General features: G+C 65.9%; 19 protein-coding genes. 10 read left to right on the forward strand and 9 right to left on the reverse strand.

Translation table 11 applies throughout. The features are described 5' to 3' along the window. Window positions 1–213: 213 nt before the first annotated feature. From W930_RS28225 to W930_RS0119895, 7 genes are all read left to right on the forward strand, one after another. Window positions 214–1245: an AraC family transcriptional regulator gene (locus W930_RS28225; protein ID WP_023596360.1), complete on the forward strand. Its 1032-nt coding sequence runs from the start codon at window positions 214–216 to the stop codon at window positions 1243–1245. Window positions 1246–1376: 131 nt separating this feature from the next. Then, window positions 1377–1943 carry a carboxymuconolactone decarboxylase family protein gene (locus tag W930_RS0119870; RefSeq protein WP_023874088.1) on the forward strand — a complete coding sequence of 189 codons (567 nt, stop codon included), beginning with the start codon at window positions 1377–1379 and terminating at the stop codon, window positions 1941–1943. Then, window positions 1940–3079: an acyl-CoA dehydrogenase family protein gene (locus W930_RS0119875; RefSeq protein WP_023874087.1), complete on the forward strand. Its 1140-nt coding sequence runs from the start codon at window positions 1940–1942 to the stop codon at window positions 3077–3079. The genes W930_RS0119870 and W930_RS0119875 overlap by 4 nt, the downstream gene beginning before the upstream one ends. After that, window positions 3076–3945 carry an ABC transporter ATP-binding protein gene (locus W930_RS28230; protein ID WP_023874085.1) on the forward strand — a complete coding sequence of 290 codons (870 nt, stop codon included), beginning with the start codon at window positions 3076–3078 and terminating at the stop codon, window positions 3943–3945. Before W930_RS0119875 ends, W930_RS28230 begins: the two co-directional genes overlap by 4 nt. Before the next feature lie 42 nt (window positions 3946–3987). Next, entirely contained in the window at window positions 3988–5172 is a 1185-nt protein-coding gene (locus W930_RS0119885; RefSeq protein WP_023874084.1) for an ABC transporter substrate-binding protein, read from the forward strand. Between the two features lie 151 nt (window positions 5173–5323). Beyond that, the gene (locus tag W930_RS0119890) at window positions 5324–6058 is read left to right on the forward strand and encodes an ABC transporter permease (protein WP_038620919.1); all 735 of its coding nucleotides are present in this window, start codon (window positions 5324–5326) and stop codon (window positions 6056–6058) included. Window positions 6059–6122: 64 nt separating this feature from the next. Continuing rightward, window positions 6123–6842: a pseudouridine synthase gene (locus tag W930_RS0119895; RefSeq protein WP_023874082.1), complete on the forward strand. Its 720-nt coding sequence runs from the start codon at window positions 6123–6125 to the stop codon at window positions 6840–6842. 25 nt (window positions 6843–6867) lie between these two features. On the opposite strand, the gene W930_RS0119900 is transcribed toward W930_RS0119895, so the two are convergent. The 6 genes from W930_RS0119900 to W930_RS0119925 all read right to left on the reverse strand — a co-directional run bounded on the left by W930_RS0119900 (window position 6868) and on the right by W930_RS0119925 (window position 11973). Further along, window positions 6868–7740, reverse strand: coding sequence for a 23S rRNA (adenine(2030)-N(6))-methyltransferase RlmJ (locus tag W930_RS0119900; protein WP_023596367.1), 873 nt, complete (start codon window positions 7738–7740; stop codon window positions 6868–6870). Then, on the reverse strand, window positions 7740–8402 hold the full coding sequence (locus W930_RS0119905) for a DNA-3-methyladenine glycosylase I (RefSeq protein ID WP_023596368.1): 663 nt from the start codon (window positions 8400–8402) through the stop codon (window positions 7740–7742). The genes W930_RS0119900 and W930_RS0119905 overlap by 1 nt, the downstream gene beginning before the upstream one ends. A gap of 348 nt (window positions 8403–8750) precedes the next feature. Then, complete coding sequence (locus W930_RS0119910; protein WP_023596369.1) at window positions 8751–9512, reverse strand: SDR family NAD(P)-dependent oxidoreductase; 762 nt, start codon at window positions 9510–9512, stop codon at window positions 8751–8753. 112 nt (window positions 9513–9624) lie between these two features. Continuing rightward, window positions 9625–10485 carry a fumarylacetoacetate hydrolase family protein gene (locus tag W930_RS0119915; protein ID WP_023596370.1) on the reverse strand — a complete coding sequence of 287 codons (861 nt, stop codon included), beginning with the start codon at window positions 10483–10485 and terminating at the stop codon, window positions 9625–9627. Window positions 10486–10504: 19 nt separating this feature from the next. Continuing rightward, window positions 10505–11260, reverse strand: a complete 756-nt coding sequence (locus W930_RS0119920) for an SDR family oxidoreductase (RefSeq protein WP_023874080.1) — start codon at window positions 11258–11260, stop codon at window positions 10505–10507. Further along, window positions 11257–11973: a FadR/GntR family transcriptional regulator gene (locus tag W930_RS0119925; RefSeq protein WP_023874078.1), complete on the reverse strand. Its 717-nt coding sequence runs from the start codon at window positions 11971–11973 to the stop codon at window positions 11257–11259. The genes W930_RS0119920 and W930_RS0119925 overlap by 4 nt, the downstream gene beginning before the upstream one ends. Before the next feature lie 417 nt (window positions 11974–12390). On the opposite strand from W930_RS0119925, the gene W930_RS0119930 reads away from it, so the two are divergent. After that, window positions 12391–13473 (forward strand): calcium:proton antiporter, encoded by a 1083-nt coding sequence (locus W930_RS0119930; RefSeq protein ID WP_023596373.1) that lies wholly within the window; start codon window positions 12391–12393, stop codon window positions 13471–13473. Between the two features lie 148 nt (window positions 13474–13621). Here the strand turns inward: W930_RS0119930 and W930_RS28235 are convergent, their stop codons facing one another. Together W930_RS28235 and W930_RS0119940 are read right to left on the reverse strand one after the other, a co-directional pair. Then, window positions 13622–13828 carry a hypothetical protein gene (locus W930_RS28235; protein WP_036656219.1) on the reverse strand — a complete coding sequence of 69 codons (207 nt, stop codon included), beginning with the start codon at window positions 13826–13828 and terminating at the stop codon, window positions 13622–13624. Between the two features lie 59 nt (window positions 13829–13887). Further along, the gene (locus tag W930_RS0119940) at window positions 13888–14142 is read right to left on the reverse strand and encodes a hypothetical protein (protein ID WP_023874077.1); all 255 of its coding nucleotides are present in this window, start codon (window positions 14140–14142) and stop codon (window positions 13888–13890) included. 187 nt (window positions 14143–14329) lie between these two features. Between W930_RS0119940 and W930_RS28240 the strand changes: the two genes are divergently transcribed. Both W930_RS28240 and xth read left to right on the forward strand, forming a co-directional pair. Further along, window positions 14330–15085: a riboflavin synthase subunit alpha gene (locus W930_RS28240; RefSeq protein ID WP_023596376.1), complete on the forward strand. Its 756-nt coding sequence runs from the start codon at window positions 14330–14332 to the stop codon at window positions 15083–15085. A gap of 28 nt (window positions 15086–15113) precedes the next feature. Then, the gene (xth, locus tag W930_RS0119950) at window positions 15114–15893 is read left to right on the forward strand and encodes an exodeoxyribonuclease III (RefSeq protein ID WP_023596377.1); all 780 of its coding nucleotides are present in this window, start codon (window positions 15114–15116) and stop codon (window positions 15891–15893) included. Between the two features lie 18 nt (window positions 15894–15911). Here xth and W930_RS0119955 read toward each other — a convergent pair whose 3' ends face one another. Beyond that, window positions 15912–16895 carry a flagellar brake protein gene (locus tag W930_RS0119955; RefSeq protein WP_023874076.1) on the reverse strand — a complete coding sequence of 328 codons (984 nt, stop codon included), beginning with the start codon at window positions 16893–16895 and terminating at the stop codon, window positions 15912–15914. Window positions 16896–17125 lie beyond the last annotated feature (230 nt).

Here is a 17125-nt window from a genome sequence, read left to right on the forward strand (position 1 = left end):
TCGAAAGATCATCGGCTTTTCTCATTTCCGCCCCACTCCGGCGCATCTGGCCTGCCCGGCTTATCCGGAATAAGCATCCAACAAAAAAATAGTTGTCTCCCGTCATGTCGGTAGGGAGGATGGACGTTTTGCTGAAGGTCAGCAGGTACGGGGGTGGGGGCTGCCATGCAGCGAGACACGGGGAACGACACAGGCCAGGCGACGACAGCGCCGATGACAGCTTCGGCGCACCCGGGCGATCCCGACCGGGTGGCCGACTGGTTGCTGGCCGGGCTGGAATTGAAAAGTACGTTATTCCACGTCGGCGAATATTGCGGCCTGTACCAGGCGTCCACGGCAGGCCATCAGCGCGCGAGCTTCCATGTCGTGCTCGATGGCGGCTGCTTCCTGCACGTCGGTGCGAACGGCTCGTTCGCCGCGCGCACCTTCACGCTGCGGCGTGGCGACGCCGTCTTCCTGCTCTCCGACATCCCCCACTGCCTGTCTCCGCACGCGACACCTCCCGCCGACTTCACGGCGCGCGCGGGCACGATGACGCCGCTGCCGGCGCTAGCGCGTGACGCTTCGGCGTCGCCCGCCGGGGCCGTCTCGCTGGCCTGTGGATTCTTCGACTTTCGCACGGACCTCGATGCACTGGTGCTCGGCATGCTGCCGAACCCGATCGTCGCGCGGCGCGACAGCGGTCGTCTCGAGGGCATGACGCAGATCTTCACATTGATCCAGGCGGAAGCGCGGCGCCCGGGCGATGCGCCGTCGCCGCTGCTCGCGCGCCTGACCGACCTGCTCTTCTACTATGCCCTGCGTGAAGCGGTGCATGCGGAAGACGTGGCGCCCGGAATGTGGCGTCTGATGCGACGCGATGCGTTCGGGCGTCTTGCCGCGGCGATCATCGAGTCGCCCGGCGAGCGCTGGACGACAGACGCGATGGCCGATTTCGTCCACATGTCGCGCGCGCGGTTCTGCAAGCAGTTTGCCGAGATCGGCGGACAACCGCCGGCGCAATTCGTCACGCTGGTCAGAATGAAGACGGCGGCCGCGCTATTGCGTGAAGGCGTGTCGTTGCCGGATGCCGCGGAACAGGTGGGCTACCAGTCGGAATCGGCGTTCGCGCAGGCGTTCAAACGGGTCACGGGGATTCAGCCAGGCGCGTGGCGCCGTCAGGCGGCCCGGACAAACACATCGGACGCGAACGCATCGGCCCCGATCGCCGTGCAGCCGGCCACCCTGCCCTACCCGTTGCACTGAGGCAGGACATCGCATCCGCTCGGAAACTCCCGACGCGTGGCGAGACAAATCCGCAGAATTTCCAGACAGGAACGCATTGAGCCCACGACGTGTCCTGCGCACAATGCAAGCTCGACTGTAAGGAGCCCGATATGAGCCGACTGCCGCTGCATACCCTGGAAACCGCCCCCGAGGCGAGCCGCCCATTTCTCGAAAAATCGCTCGCCGCGAATGGCTTCCTGCCGAATCTGGTGGCCTCCCTGGCCAACGCGCCGACGGCACTCGAGACCTACCTGACCGTGGGCGGCATCAATGCGCGTGCGAGCCTGACCCTGGCCGAGCGCGAAGTCGTGCAGATCACGGCCGCGGGTATCCACGGCTGCGGCTTCTGCGTTGCCGGCCACACGGCAGTGGCGCTGAAGAAGGCGCAACTGCCTGAGTCGCTCGTGGAGGAGATTCGCGACCAACGTCCGCTCTCGGACGCCAGACTCGATGCGGTCGCCGTGTTCACGCGCGCCGTGATCGCCACGCGCGGCGCAGTGTCGGACGCCGAACTCGCCGCGTTCAAATCCGCGGGCTTCGACGACGCGGCCACACTCGAGGTCGTGCTGGGCGTGTCGCTGGCCACGCTGTGCAATTTCGCGAACAACCTGTCGCAAAACGAACTGAATCCGCAGCTGGCGGCGTACCGCTGGGCGCCGAAGGAACGCGCGGCATGAGCGCGTCGGCCGGCCTGCGCGGACTCGCCGCACGTGCCCCGTCGCTCGCGACGTGGCTCGACACCCACGCAGAGACACTCGACACGGACGCCACGCTTTGCGGCGACGTCGTGCCCCGACTCGCCCAAGCAGGCTTGCTACGCATCGGTGTACCGACGACATTGGGCGGGGGTGGAGGCACTGTCGGCGACGCGATCGACAGCGTGGCCGAGGTCGCCGAACATTCCTTCGCGGCCGCCTTCGTGCTCTGGGGACAGCGGACTTTCATCGAATATCTGCTCCAGAGCCCCAATCACGGGCTGCGAGATCGCCTGCTTCCCGCCCTGCTGGCAGGTGAACTGGCCGGCGCCACCGGCTTGTCCAACGCCATGAAGTACCTGTCGGCGATCGAACCGCTGCAGATTCGCGCGACCCAGGCTTCGGCGTCGTCGGGCGCGACGCGCGTGCCCGCCTGGCGCGTGACGGGCGCGCTGCCGTGGATCACGAACCTGCGCAAGCAGGGCTTCGTTGCCGCCGCCGCGGCCGATCACGAGGCAGGAGGTCCGCCGTCGATTTTCGCCATCGCGCACAATGCGCCGGGTGTGACACGCAGCGACGATCTGGATCTGATCGGGCTGCGGGGCACCAACACTGCCGCACTGCAAATGACCGACACGCCGCTGACCGACGACGATCGCGTGACCGACAATGCCCCCGCCTGGCTGGTTCGCGTGCGGCCGGCGTTCCTCGGTTTGCAGTGCGGGATGTCGCTGGGTCTGGCGCGCCGCAGTCTCGCCGGCACGTACGACGGCGGGCCAGGGGCCCGCGCCGCGGTGGCCGAGGAAGCGGCGGCGCTCACCGAACAGCTCGATACCCTCGCGGCACGCCTGAAATCGGGCGTCGCACAGGGCGAATTCGTTCAGGCACCGGCGCATCTTTTCGAATTGCGCATCGCACTCGCGGGCGTGGTTCACGACGCCGCCTCGCTCGAAGTGCAAACAGGCGGTGGGCGCGGCTACCTTCGCGGGTTGTCGGGCGTCGCACGTCGTCAGCGTGAAGCCGCCTTCGTGCCCATCGTCACGCCAAGCCTCGTGCAACTGAAAAACCAACTTGCGGCCCAACGCACGCAGCAACGCCCAACCGGAACCGCGCCATGACGCAAACCACGGCAACGCAGCGCAAGCGCCCCCAACCGCTTGTCGGCGCCGCACGCGAGGCGACCTCGCCAGCGTCGCCGTTCCTCACGCTGCGCGGCGTCGGGCTGTCGTATGGCAGCCACGAGGTTCTCCGCAATGTGGACCTGAGCGTCGCCCCCGGCGAACTGGTGTCCGTGCTCGGGCCGAGCGGGTCGGGCAAGTCGACCCTGCTTCGCATCGCCGCCGGGCTGCTGCCGCCCAGCCACGGCGTCGTCGATGTCGATGGGGCAGCCCTGAGGGGGCCGCGACCGGACGTCGCGCTCGCCTTTCAGGATCCATGCCTGCTGCCGTGGCTCACGGTCGAGCGCAACGTTGCCTTCGGCCTCACCTTCGCGCGCCAGCCGTCGATCTCGCGCGATGCCCGGCGGCTGCGCATCGATGCCGCGCTGGCGGAAGTCGGCCTGGCCCACGCCCACGCGTTGCGCCCGCGCCAACTCTCGGGCGGGATGGCACAGCGTGTTGCGCTCGCGCGCTGCCTCGCCCGTCAACCGCGTGCACTGCTGCTCGACGAGCCGTTCGGCGCACTGGACGAAGTGACGCGCGCCGACATGCAGCGTCTGCTCGTGACGGTGGTACGCGATACCGGCGCGGCAACGGTGCTCGTGACGCACGACATCGACGAGGCGCTGCTTGTCTCGGACCGCGTCGTATTGCTCGGCAATCAGGGACGCACGCTGGCGCAGTGGACGCTCGACATGCCGGCGCCGCGTGAAGCGCAAGTGCAGGCGCTCGGCGCGCTGCGCATCGAGATTCTGGAAGCGCTGCAGCAAGCCATGTCCCGCGACGCGGCTGCCGCGCGGCTTCCCATGCGGCTGTCATGCGGTTGACGCCCTGAATCACACGACAACATCTACGGGGATTCCCAGACCATGTGCCAAATTTCCCGCCGAGAATGGCTGAAACTCGCATCGATGATGACCGTCGCGGGCGCCGCGCCCCTGCTGGCGTCGGGCGCCGCACGTGCCGCCGCCGAGCCGGATGCCCCGCTGCGCATCGGCTATCTGCCGATCACGGACGCCACGCCGCTGCTCGTGGCACACCACAACGGATTCTTTGGGCAGGCCGGCATCAAGGCGGAAAAGCCCACGCTCCTGCGTAGCTGGGCCCAACTGATCGAAGCCTTTCTGTCCGGACAGGTCAACGTTGTGCACCTGCTCTCGCCGATGACCGTCTGGGCGCGGTACGGCAGCCAGGCCAAGGCCAAGGTCGTTGCGTGGAACCACGTCAACGGCAGCGCCATTACGGTGACCAACGACATTCAGAAAGTGAGCGACCTCGGCGGCAAAACCGTCGCGGTGCCCTTCTGGTATTCCATCCACAACGTGGTGCTGCAGGGACTGCTCACCGCCAACGGCCTCACGCCCGTGCTCAAGAAAAGCGGCACGCCCGCAGCCAACGAGGTCAATCTGATCGTGATGGCGCCGTCCGACATGCCCCCGGCGCTTGCCGCGAGGCAGATCGCCGGCTACATCGTGGCCGAGCCGTTCAATGCCGCGGCCGAGAACCTGAAGGTCGGCAAGATCCTGCGCTTTACCGGCGACGTGTGGAAGAACCACGCATGCTGCGTTGTCACCATGCACGAGCGCGACCTGGACTCGCGCCCCGAGTGGTCGCAGAAGGTGGTCGATGCCATCGTCAAGGCGCAGGCGTGGACGCGCGCGCACCCGGACGATGCAGCGCGCCTGTTGTCGAAGGAAGGCGAAAACCGCTATACGCCGCATCCGTTCCAGGTCCTGCAGCGGGTGCTGGCACCGGCCGCCTCGGAGCAGGGTCGCTACCTCGCCGACAAGGCAATCGTGCATGCCGACTGGCACGAGAAGCGCATCGACTTTCAACCGTATCCTTACCCAAGCTACACCGAGGCGCTGGTGCGTCACATGCAGAAGACGCAGGTCGAGGGTAACGCGCAATTCGTCGCGAAGCTCGACCCGGCATTCGTGGCACGCGATCTCGTGGACGATCGCTTCGTGAAGAAGAGCATTGCGGCGGTGGGCGGCATGAAGGCCTTCGGATTGCCCGAAGGGTTCACGCGTCAGGAGGTCATCGTTGTCTGATTTCGCATCGCATCGCGGTGCCGCGGAGTCGCCGAACGTGCCGAACGTGCCGGACGTGCCGGACGTGCCGGACGTCGTGGATGCCCGCGCGACCCCACGCTCGCCTGGCGACGTCGCTGCCGCGCGTCTCGCCCCACAAGGATGGCTCGGCATTGCCGGTCTCGTCGGTATCGTTCTGGCGTGGTGGCTGGGCATTGCGTGCCTGACGACACCGGGGTCGCTCGCTGCCCAGTTCTCGCCAGCCGCGGCATTGCATGCCCTGCCCGACCTGTTTCGCGACGAACAACTGAGTCTGCACATCCTCGCGAGCCTGCGGCGCATCGGCGTCGGCCTGGCAGGCGCCATCGTGCTGGGCGTGCCGCTCGGCTTCCTGATCGGCCGCGTCCGTTGGCTCGACAAGACCTTGACCCCGTCGTTGCAATTCCTTCGGATGATCTCGCCGCTGTCATGGATGCCGATAGCGGTGATGTCGCTCGGCGTTGGCGACCCGGCAGTCTATTTCCTGCTCGCGTTCGCGGCGCTCTGGCCGCTCGTCATGAGTACGGCGGCAGGCGTGACGCACATCGACCGTCGCTGGGTGCAACTCGGCGAGAGTCTGGCGGCAACGCGCTGGGAAATGCTCTGGCATGTCTACGTTCCGGGCATCGCCGCGCATGTGCTGACGGGCGTGCGCCTTGCCATCGGGATTCTGTGGATCGTGCTGGTTCCGGCGGAAATGCTCGGCGTGAACGCCGGCCTGGGCTATCTGATTCTCGACACCCGCGATCGCCTCGCCTACTCGGAGCTCACGGCGGTGATCCTCGTGATCGGGGTGCTGGGGTTCGCGCTCGACTGGGCGGCCCGCTACGTTTATCGCCGCTTCAGCGGCATCCAGCCGGAGGAATAAGCGCATCCCGTCAGGGCCGTTACAATAGCGGCCTGAATTCACGATGCCTGACGGAGAACGCATCATCGAGCTAGATCGCTTATTGCAATCGCAGGGCTTCGGCAGTCGCAAGATGTGCCGCAAGCTCATCGCGACCGGCGCATTCGCCATTGACGGCGTGGTCCATGACAACCCGCGCGAGTCCATTGACCCGTCGGGGCTTCGGTTCACGCTGGACGGCGAGCCATGGGAGTACCGCGAGCACGTCTACGTGCTGCTGAACAAGCCTGCCGGCTACGAATGCTCCACGAGCCCCACGCATCATGAGGGCGTGCATTCGCTCCTGCCTCTACCGCTCGCCGTGCGCGGTGTGCAACCGGCCGGACGCCTCGATCAGGACACCACCGGCATGCTGCTGCTGTCCGACGACGGCCCGTTCCTTCACGCAATGATGTCGCCGCGGCGGCACGTGCCCAAGCGTTACGTGGCCACCACGAAGCATCCGGTCACGGAAGACATGCTCAAGGCATTGCGCGAAGGCGTACTGCTGCGCGACGAGACGGAACCGCTCGCGGCCACGGACGTCATGAGTCCTTCGCTGCATGAGATCGCCCTGACGATCACCCAAGGCAAATATCATCAAGTCAAACGGATGGTCGCCGCGGCGGGCAACCGTGTGGAGGGTCTGGTCAGAACGGCGATCGGCGGCCTGCCAATGGGCACGCTCGGGCCGGGCGAATGGCGCTACTTGTCGCCGGAAGAGTTGCTGTCCCTGCCCTACGACATTCCCGCATCGGGAAAATGAGCCCCGCCCGGACGGACCGCCAGGGTCAGCTCTGGCGGCCTTCGAGCAGGAATTGCGCGCCCTTGTCCTGGCCCAGCGTCTTGACCAGATAAGGCATCGTGGTCTTGAGGGTGTCTTGCAGCATGAACGGCGGATTCACGACGAACATGCCGCTGCCGTGCAGGCCAAGGCCGCCCGGCACCGGATTGCATACAGTGAGCGCCACATGCACCCAGTTCTTGATCGGCTGCCCGTTGATCGTGAGACGCTTCATGCGCTCTGGCAACTGCGAGGCCTCACGGCGCTGTACCAGCGGATACCACACGGCGTACATGCCGGTCGGGAAACGGTCGAGGCCTTCCTGCACGGTCTGCGTCGCGCGCGCGTAATCCCGCTTGTCCTCATAAGACGGATCGATGAGCGTGAAGGCACGGCGCGAGGCTGGCGGCAAAATCGTTTTCAGCCCCGCAAAGCCGTCCGCGCCGAATATCATCGTGCGGCGCGCCACCGCCCGTCCCTGCGCTTCAAAGTTCTCGCGCAGCACGTCCTGCTCGGTCGGGTGCATCTCGAACAGTCGCAGGCGGTCCCGATCCCCCAGCAGTTGCAGCGCGAAGTAAGGCGATCCGGGGTAATAGCGCAAATGGCCATCGGGATTGAATTCGCGCACCAGCGCAACGTAGTCGGCAAGCGCCGGCGGCAAGTCGTCACGCCCCCACAGGCGACCGATACCGGTCTCGTACTCGCCCGTCTTGTCGGCCCATTTGCCGTCGAGCGCGTAACCGCCCGCCCCCGCATGCGTGTCGATGTACCAGAACGCCGTATCCTTTTGGCGCATGTAATCGATGCATTCAACGGCGATAAAGTGTTTGAGTACGTCGGCGTGATTGCCGGCGTGAAAGGCGTGGCGGTAGCTGAACATTAGGCAGATCCTGATTCGTCAGGCGCGATTGTAGCCGACGACGCCCCCGCCCGGCGTTTCCGGGGAGGCGACACACGCAACAAGCTCGTTGCGCCCGGATGCGATTTGACGGCCTTGTGCCGCGGACATGCGACCAGATGGTCGTTCACCATGCCGCTCGCCTGCATGAACGAATAGCAGATGGTCGAGCCCACGAACGTGAATCCGGCCTTCTTCAGCGCCTTGCTCATTGCGTCGGACACGGCGGTGCTCGCAGGCACCTCGTTGAGCGATGTCCAGCGATTTTGTAGCGGCTCGCCTCCGACGAATTGCCAGACGAAATCGCTGAAACGCGTGCCCGAGGCCTCCATCGCCAGGTACGCCCGTGCCCCCTTGATGACGCCCGCGACCTTGAGACGGTTACGCACGATGCCCGCATTCGCCATCAGGCGCGCTTCGTCATCCGGGCCGTAGGCGGCGATGCGCATCGGATCGAAGCCGTCGAAGGCCTCGCGATAGTTTTCGCGCTTTTTCAGGATGGTGGACCACGACAACCCCGCCTGGGCGCCTTCGAGCATCAACAACTCGAACAACGCTTGCGAATCGCGCAGCGGCACCCCCCACTCCTCGTCGTGATATCGACGATATTGCTCGAAGCCCTCGCTCCACGGACAGCGTTCCATGCGTTCCTTGCCCCTCGATAGTTGCGTTCGCGCGACTGCGCCGCGAAACGATGCAGACGAATGGAGCCAGTTTGCCAGCAATCGCCGGCGAAGCGAAACGACATCCCGTGCTTGACGCGATTTTGCGTCACGAGGCTATATCGGTACGGAATCTTCCGCGGCCCGCGCCAGACAATGCCCAAGCCGCGCGGGCCGGCAGAGGCCGGCGCAGCAGCCCGTGACCGCCCCGCCCATTCGGCACAGACCGGCAATCCGGTGCTCTCTGACGCTCCGACGCTCCGACGCTCCGGCCCTCACCACGCCACCTCCCCGAGGCACACTCGCAGGCGGGGGACGTCGTCCAGACGCCTATACCATCAACTGCCCACCGTTGACCTCGATGATCTGCCCCGTCACATAGCTCGCCAGCGTCTCCGACGCGAGGTACAGAAACGCGCCGGCGCATTCGTCCGGCTCGCCCAGACGCCCCATCGGAATGCTCTGGCGGAAAGCCTCGATCTGCGCTTCGGTGCTGAACTGCTCGTGGAACGGCGTCATGATGACGCCGGGCGACACGGCGTTCACACGGATGCGATCAGGCATGAGCTCCTTGGCCATGCCGCGCGTGAGCGTGCTCACGAAGCCCTTGGACGCCGCGTAGATCAGCGCGCCGGGCCCGCCACCGTGGCGCGCGGCAATCGACGTCACATTGACGATCGCACCGCCGCCCTGCCTGCGCATGGCGGGCACGACAGCGCGCGAGAACGCAACGACAGAGCGTGCGTTGACGTTGATCACCTCGTCGAAGTACGCGTCCGTCACCTCGGTGAACGGCGTTCGCCGGACCAGACTGCCCGCATTGTTGATGAGGACATCGATGCGCCCGAACGTGTCGAGCACGCGCGCCACGGCCGCGTCCACCGCGTCGCTGTCGGCCACGTCCGCGGCCACTGTCATGGCCTGCACGCCATGCGCGCGAACCGCCTGCGCCACCGCTTCGGCCTTGCCCTCCGAACGGTTGTAGTGCACGGCCACGTTCGCGCCATGCGCCGCGAACGCCCTGGCCGCCGAGGCGCCAATGCCGGTGCTGGCGCCGGTGACGAGGACAAACTTGCCTTTCAGATCTTCCATGATGAATCGCTCCCGCGACGGTCTGGTCTCAAGGTGAGGACGATCGCGACGCTCCGCGCCGCGCAACGTCCTTCACCGTACACGATGCAGATGACGAGAATCGGGCACGCGCTCAATCGAGCCAGTGCGTGTCGTACGCAACGACTTCCTGCGTCTGCTCGCCCAATCCGTCGATGCCCAGGCGCATGACGTCGCCCGGCTTGAGGTACAGGGGCGGCTTGTGCCCCATGCCCACCCCCGGCGGCGTTCCGGTCGTCACCAGATCGCCCGGCCTGAGCGTGGCGAACTGGCTCATGTAGTGCACGAGGAAGGCCACGTTGAAGATCATCGTCGACGTATTGCCGGTTTGCCGGCGCACGCCGTTCACGTCCAGCCACATGCCCAGTCGCTGCGGATCGCGAATCTCGTCCGTGGTGACGAGCCACGGCCCGACCGGCCCGAACGTGTCGAAACCCTTGCCCTTGTCCCACGTGCCGCCGCGCTCGATCTGATACTCGCGCTCGGACACGTCGTTCACGATGCAGTAGCCCGCCACGTAATCGAGCGCGCTCTCCAGCGGCACGTAACGCGCCGTGGTGCCGATCACGAACCCGAGCTCCACTTCCCAGTCTCCCTTCACGGCGCCTTTGGGTAGCACCACGGGGTCGTTCGGACCGTTCAGACAGTTCTCCCACTTCGTGAAGAGTACCGGCTCGGACGGTGCGGCCAGCCCCGCCTCCGCCGCGTGATCGCTGTAATTGAGGCCGACGGCAAGAAACTTGCCGACCCCCGAATACGGCACGCCCAGCCGACCCGGCGAGCGCACGACAGGCAACGCCGCGACGTCGAGCGCGCGCAACGCCGCCAGTCCTTGCGGACTGAGCGTCTCCGGCGTGATGTCGGCGAGCACATTGGACAGATCACGCACCTGGCCGTCGGCGTCGAGCAGGCCCGGCTTTTCCTGGCCCTTCGGGCCGTAACGCAGCAGTTTCAAAGCAAATCTCCTTGCGACATCAATTGGACCAGCCACCATCGATCACATGGATGGCACCCGTGGTAAAAGCGGATTCGTCGGAACCCAGGTACACGGCCAGCGAGGCGATTTCGTCGGGAGACCCGACGCGGCCCATCGGCTGACGCGCCACGAATTGCTCGCGCACCGCGGCCAGCGTTACACCCGCGGCCTGAGCCTGTGTCGCGATACGCTCACGCAGCGAAGGCGACTCCACCGTGCCCGGACAAATCGCGTTGCAGCGAATCCCCCGGCCGACGAAGTCGGCGGCGATCGACTTCGTCAGTCCGATCACGGCCGCCTTCGTCGTGCCGTAGGCGAAGCGGTTGGCCACGCCCTTCACGCTCGACGCGGCCGACGACATGTTGATGATCGCTCCGCCGCCTGCCGCCAGCATCGCGGGCAGGAACGCGCGCGTGGTGCGGTACATGCTCTTGACGTTCAGATCGAACGAGAAGTCCCATGCCGCGTCGTCGCATTCGAGAATCGAGCCGTGATGGACGAAACCCGCGCAGTTGAATAGCACGTCGATCGCACCCAGTTCATGCGCGATCGCCGCGACCGCTGCCTGATCGGTAACGTCGAGCGGACGGCGCAACAGGTTCGCATGGTCGTCGAGTTGCGCGAGCGTCTGCGCGTTGAGATCGGTCGCGATCACGCGCGCGCCCTCGCGCAGGAAGGCTTCGACAGTGGCGCGGCCGATGCCTTGCGCGGCTGCCGTAATGACCGCGGTCTTGCCCGCCAGTCGTCCATTCATGGATGCTCCTCCCGGGCCAGCGAGGCCGATGCGGCATAGGCGTCACGCACGCGACAGAGATGACGTTGCATCGCCCGCGACGCCTGTTCCGGGTCGCGTGCTTCGAGCGCGTCGAGAATCCCTCGATGGTCCTCAAGACTGCGCGCCAATACACCGGCCACCTGCGACGTGACGCCACGGCTTTTCTTGCCCAGCAAATAAAGGCTGTTTGCGATGCTCTGCAGGAACGGGTTCCCGCAGGCGTCGATGATCGCCTCATGAAAGGCCATGTCCGCCGCGGCAAACTGCTCGGGGCTCGCCAGCAGCGCCTGCTCGTCGTCGACGAGCGCATGCAGGCGCGCCAGATCCGCGCCGTGCATCCGTGTGGCCGCGAGCGCGGCAACCCCCGGTTCGATCACCAGACGCGCATCGAACAACGCCTCGAGCGTGCCCGCATTGAGCTCGATCACCATCTCGAGCGGCTCGAGCAGTTCGCGCATCTCCAGCGAACCGACGAAGGTGCCCTCGCCCTGCCGGATGCGCAGCAGCCCGAGCAGCGCCAGGCCACGAATCGCTTCGCGTACCGCGGGACGCCCGACGCCGAGCATGCTCGCGAGGTCGCGCTCGGGCGGCAACTGCTGGCCGGGCTTGAGCAGACCGGTGCGGATCATCGTGAGCAAGCGCTGCGCGACCTGCTCCGAGACGGAAACCTGCACGATGGGTTCGAACGACATGTATTGAGGATGCAAGCCAGCGAAAAACCGCCCGCGCCCGCATTCAGTGGTAAGACCAATGACCGGAACACTACGCTTGTCACTGATGATGTGTCAACGGCGGCGCGTCCATCCGCTCGCCCGCCGCGCCTGCCGTCCCTGCGCACGCAGCACCGTTTGTCCGGGGAATGCCGTCGTGCATGCCGGACCAGGGTCATGGGTGTGAGCGGTGCAAATCGAGCGGCCATGCGCCTTACAGCGCCGCCGTGACTGGCGGGTCGCCGCGCTCGCGAACCACGTCTTTCGGTTGTCGGGGTGTCATTTTTCTGCGACCATGGTCCGCCGCCTCGACGTTCTCATCGGGGCAATGTTCCCGCCGTTGCCTGATCCGCCGTATCTCGCGCCGCACCCGTTTCCCGAATTCTGGAGTCTCCGACGATGTCCTCCTCAAAGACCGCCAAGCTGGGCCACTGGACCATGTATATGCCCATCGTGGCCCTCGTTGTCCTGGGTATTGCCGGCTTCATGCCCAATGGCGCCGCGCTCGTGTTGTGCGCGGCCGCGTTGGCAGGCGCCGTGTTCGCCGCCGTGCACCACGCCGAGACCGTCGCCCACAAGGTCGGCGAGCCGTTCGGCACGCTGGTGCTTGCTGTCGCCGTGACGATCATCGAAGTGGCGCTGATCGTGTCGGTCATGCTCTCCGGCGGCCCCGACAAGGCAGGTCTCGCGCGCGACACGGTATTCGCCGCGATCATGATCGTGTCGACCGGCATCGTCGGCCTGTGTCTGCTGTTCGGGGGTGTGCGCCACCACACGCAGGGCTTTCACGTGGAAGGCGCGAGCGCCGCGCTGGCGGTGCTGTGCGCCCTGTCGGTCCTCACGCTGGTATTGCCGAATTACACGAGCTCCGTGATCGGCCCGGGCCTCACGGCCTCGCAACTGGCCTTCGAAGGAATGATCTCGCTGGTGCTGTACATGGTGTTCGTGTTCGTGCAGACGGTGAGCCACCGCGACTACTTCCTCGCCAAGGCGCCCAGCGAAGAGGTGCACGTTCCCCCGCCGTCGCGTCGCACGGCGGTGCTGAGCCTGGGGCTGCTGGTCGTTGCGCTGCTCGCGGTCGTGGGGTTGGCGAAGAAGCTCTCGCCGGCGGTCGAACAGGCCGTCGCGCAAGCGGGTGCGCCCAAGGCCGTCGTCGGTATCGTGATTGCCGCCCTGGTCTTGTTGCCGGAAGGATTGGCGGCATTGCGCGCCGCACGGGCGAATAAGCTTCAGACGAGTCTGAATCTGGCGTTGGGCTCGGCGCTGGCCAGCATCGGCCTGACGATCCCCACGGTAGCGGCGGTCTCGCTGGTGCTCGATCAGCAGATCGAACTCGGCCTTGCGCCGAAGGAAACGGTGTTGCTGGCCGTCACGCTGCTCGTTGGCGTGATCACGCTGGGCACCGGCCGCACCACGGTGCTGCAGGGTGCCGTTCACCTGGTGCTTTTCGCGGCCTTCCTGTTCCTGGCGATCGTGCCCTGAACCGGGCGCGGCGCAGAAGCGAGGGCGACACGACGACAGACGGGCCCGGCATCGCCGACGGCGTTGCGCCGGGCCCACACGCCGAAATGCCCGACGTCCGGTCGACGTGCCGCCGGGGTCGGCCAGCGCCCTGCCGGCACGCTCCCGCTCAGTCTTTCTTGTCCTGCTGCCCGTTCGCGTCGACAGGCGTCGCGTCATCGGCCGGTGCGCCGAGCAGTGCGCCCAGCAGCTTGCTGCCCCCGGCGCCGCGCTTGCCCTGGGCGCCCACCTGCTTGCCGGTCGGCGGGCCTCGACGCACACCCGCGCCGATCTTCAGACCGCGGCGCTTCTGAAGTTCAAATTTAGTCTGTGTCATGTTGCAGTCAGTGATGGGCGGGCCTGCGCGGCCCGCGGAACCGTTTTCTTTTTCGGCTTTCAGCAATCGATCCCGAGCGCGCCCTCGGCCACCAGCGATGCGGCCAGTGCGTGAGCCGCTTCGAGGGCGTCGCCGGCCCAGCGATATGGCGCCGGGGTCACGTGGGTAAGCACCGGATCCAGCGTTTCGATGACGTCGTCAACGTCACGCCAGCCGGTGAAATGCACCACGCCGTGGAATTGCCCTTGCGGCGCGGGCGACGTCTCGGCCCAGTAGTAGAAATTCTCCGCCAGCAGGCAGCCTTCAAAACCCATATCGATCAATCGAAACGCCGCCGGACCATGCATTTCGCGCGAAACAGCGGAACGGCACAAGCGGCGGAAACGGTGGAAACAGCGGAAAAGGCGGCATCGTAGCACGACGCGTTGCGAGCGTCATATCGCCGCGAGGCAGTAGAATACGGCGTCATCGCCCTTACGACCTCATTTTACCGACATCACGATGTTCACCGGAATTGTTCAAGGCACGGCCACGCTGTCGTCCATCGAAGATCGCGACGGCATGCGCACGCTCGAGCTGGCGTTTCCCGAGGGTTTCTGTGAAGACCTCACCCTGGGCGCGAGCGTCTCCGTCGACGGCGTGTGCCTGACGGTCACACAACTGCTCTCGCCCACCGCGGCGTCGTTCGACGTCATTCTGCAAAGCCTGAACGTCACCACGCTCGGCGGCTTCGGCGCCGGGGCACAAGTCAATGTCGAGCGCGCGGCCAAGGATGGCGCGGAAATCGGCGGCCACCCGCTTTCGGGTCACATCGATTTCTCAACCGAGATCATCAGCGTGCGCACGTCGGACACGAACCGCGTATTGCGCATTGCGATACCCGAAGCGTTTCGCAAGTATGTTTTCGCCAAGGGCTATATCGCGATCAACGGCGCGAGCCTCACGGTGTCGGAAGTCAACCGTCAGGAGGGCTGGTTCGAGGTCTGGCTCATTCCGGAGACGCGTCGCATGACGACGTTCGAGGAAAAGGTCGCCGGCACGCGCGTGAATATCGAGATCGAGCGCAGCACGCAGGTCGTGGTCGATACGGTGCGCGAAGCGGTGCAGGAAAGCCTTGGCCGCCTGCAACCGGTGCTCGAAGCCTTGCTCAAGGAAAAGGGACTGTCGCTGGACGACTTCGTGCAGGCGCCGCAATTGCCGGCCGCGAGCGCCGCGGGATCCGACCAGCCTAGCCACGCCACGCCCGCCAAGGGCTGAGCCCGACGCCCAACTTCGAAGGACATTCATGCAATTAGCCACCTGGAACGTCAATTCGCTCAAGGTCCGTCTCGGTCATGTGCAGGATTGGCTGCGCAGCAATCCGGTCGACGTGCTGTGCCTGCAGGAACTGAAGCTCACCGACGAGAACTTCCCGATCACCGAGCTTGCAGCGCTTGGCTATACCTCTCACTTCACGGGGCAAAAGACGTACAACGGCGTCGCGCTGCTGGTCAATCACGCCAAGGTCGGCGAAGCGCAGGATCTCGTGAAGAACTTGCCGAATTTCGCCGACGAGCAACAGCGGCTGATCACGGCGACCGTCGGCGGCGTGCGCGTCGTCTGCGGTTATTTCCCCAACGGTCAGGCCGTGGGCTCCGACAAGTTCGCCTACAAGCTCAACTGGCTGGACGCCCTTACCCATTGGCTCTCCGACGAAATGGAGCGGCACCCGCAACTCGCCGTGCTGGGCGACTACAACATCGCCCCCGAAGACCGCGACGTGCATGACCCCGCGAAATGGGAGGGCCAGAACCTGGTGTCGCCTCAGGAGCGTCAGGCGTTCGCCCGGCTGCAAGGCCTCGGACTGCGCGACACGTTCCGCATGTTCGACCAGCCGGAGAAGACCTTCAGTTGGTGGGACTACCGAATGGGCGCGTTCCGCCGCAATGCCGGACTGCGGATCGATCACATTCTCGTGTCGTCGACGCTCGCCGAGCGGTGCACGGCGTGCGAAATCGATCGTGTGCCCCGGACCTGGGAACAGCCGTCGGATCACGCGCCGGTGGTCGCCACGTTCAAGGACTGAACCGCGCCCGCGCGCCGATCACTGACCGGCGCGCGGGTCCGCCAGGCGGGATTCGTAGACAAAGCAGCGGATTGCCGCCTTGTTACGCATGTCCATTTGCATGAATTCCACACCGTAGGCCCAGGTTCCGTCAGCCCGTGGGCCCTCCCCACTTCGCACGGCCGCCATACCGACGATCGGCACGACATCGGCGCCGATCGGTACCCGCAATTGCAACGCGACGTGCCGACAATCGGGCGGCAGCTGCGCCTTCGCCACAATGCCCGCGCCGTCGGCACTAATGTCGCGCACCAGCACGAGCCATTCGGGCGTGTCCCGCGGTTCGGCCAGCATGCGTGTGAACGATGCCCGCGTCGACTCGTCGAGCGGCGACAGGCGCGCCACCAGACGCGTATCGACGCGGGGCGTGCGGCGCACCGGAGTCTCGCGCACCTGCGACGGGCGCGACAGCACCAGATACTCGAACGGACCTTGATGCACGCTGTGGACTTCGCAGGTGAACTCGTAGAGGTTGTCGCCGGGAAACGTCCACATGGCGAGCTTGTCGCCCGCCTGCACCGGCAAACGCAACTGCGCCGACGACGGTGGCGTGACGATCAGCATGCCGTTCGGCGCGCGGCCGATGAGTCGAGCCCGCACGCGCGTCGTGTCATCCTCGGGTGACAATCGCACCTGAACCCACGCCCCGATCGGCAACGGCACCGGCAAACCCTGCAAGTACACGGTCGACGCCCCGCCAGCCAGCGGCGATGCACCGTTCGCCGCCTCGGTGCGGCCGGCAGCCTCCCCGGTCGCCGCGACCTCGGGCAGCGGCCGGTGCGGCGCGAACATGGTAAACAGCCAGTCCAGATCGGCTTCGGACGGCAAACGCTCGCCCGCGGCCAGCAACGGCGTGCCATCGGCGTCGAACAACGGCCAGGAAAGCGGAACGTGTGCGTCAAGATCGCGACGGTTGACCGCCACGAACCCCGGATAGCCTGACGCGATACCAGTCGAGTGCATGATGCCTGAGAGGGGGTGAGCCCCTGGAAAGCCTGGAACGAGGCTCCGGTCTTCCCCGCATTCCCGCGCACGGGGACGCGTCTTGGGCGACCCTCTTCGCACTGGCATCCGTGACCAAAACCCACCAATGTCGGCGACTTCGAAAAACCCACGCCCCGGCCGGACGGAACCGCTGCCCCCTTGAGGCAACGGAATGCGCGTACCTATTTTTACCATGAAACCCCTCGGCG

Origin of the sequence: Pandoraea sp. E26, assembly GCF_000681415.1 — a bacterium.
Classification (GTDB): Bacteria; Pseudomonadota; Gammaproteobacteria; order Burkholderiales; family Burkholderiaceae; genus Pandoraea; species Pandoraea pnomenusa.

Coding starts and splice junctions, on each gene's coding strand:
- W930_RS0119940 (WP_023874077.1), bottom strand. CDS start 14,142: ATGGGTTTTGAAGGCTGCCTGCTGGCGGAGAATTTCTACTACTGGGCC.
- W930_RS0119905 (WP_023596368.1), bottom strand. CDS start 8,402: ATGGAACGCTGTCCGTGGAGCGAGGGCTTCGAGCAATATCGTCGATAT.
- W930_RS0119900 (WP_023596367.1), bottom strand. CDS start 7,740: ATGTTCAGCTACCGCCACGCCTTTCACGCCGGCAATCACGCCGACGTA.
- W930_RS0119925 (WP_023874078.1), bottom strand. CDS start 11,973: ATGTCGTTCGAACCCATCGTGCAGGTTTCCGTCTCGGAGCAGGTCGCG.
- W930_RS0119920 (WP_023874080.1), bottom strand. CDS start 11,260: ATGAATGGACGACTGGCGGGCAAGACCGCGGTCATTACGGCAGCCGCG.
- W930_RS28240 (WP_023596376.1), top strand. CDS start 14,330: ATGTTCACCGGAATTGTTCAAGGCACGGCCACGCTGTCGTCCATCGAA.
- W930_RS28230 (WP_023874085.1), top strand. CDS start 3,076: ATGACGCAAACCACGGCAACGCAGCGCAAGCGCCCCCAACCGCTTGTC.
- W930_RS0119955 (WP_023874076.1), bottom strand. CDS start 16,895: ATGCACTCGACTGGTATCGCGTCAGGCTATCCGGGGTTCGTGGCGGTC.
- W930_RS0119885 (WP_023874084.1), top strand. CDS start 3,988: ATGTGCCAAATTTCCCGCCGAGAATGGCTGAAACTCGCATCGATGATG.
- W930_RS0119875 (WP_023874087.1), top strand. CDS start 1,940: ATGAGCGCGTCGGCCGGCCTGCGCGGACTCGCCGCACGTGCCCCGTCG.
- W930_RS0119870 (WP_023874088.1), top strand. CDS start 1,377: ATGAGCCGACTGCCGCTGCATACCCTGGAAACCGCCCCCGAGGCGAGC.
- W930_RS0119930 (WP_023596373.1), top strand. CDS start 12,391: ATGTCCTCCTCAAAGACCGCCAAGCTGGGCCACTGGACCATGTATATG.
- xth (WP_023596377.1), top strand. CDS start 15,114: ATGCAATTAGCCACCTGGAACGTCAATTCGCTCAAGGTCCGTCTCGGT.
- W930_RS0119910 (WP_023596369.1), bottom strand. CDS start 9,512: ATGGAAGATCTGAAAGGCAAGTTTGTCCTCGTCACCGGCGCCAGCACC.
- W930_RS28235 (WP_036656219.1), bottom strand. CDS start 13,828: ATGACACAGACTAAATTTGAACTTCAGAAGCGCCGCGGTCTGAAGATC.
- W930_RS28225 (WP_023596360.1), top strand. CDS start 214: ATGACAGCTTCGGCGCACCCGGGCGATCCCGACCGGGTGGCCGACTGG.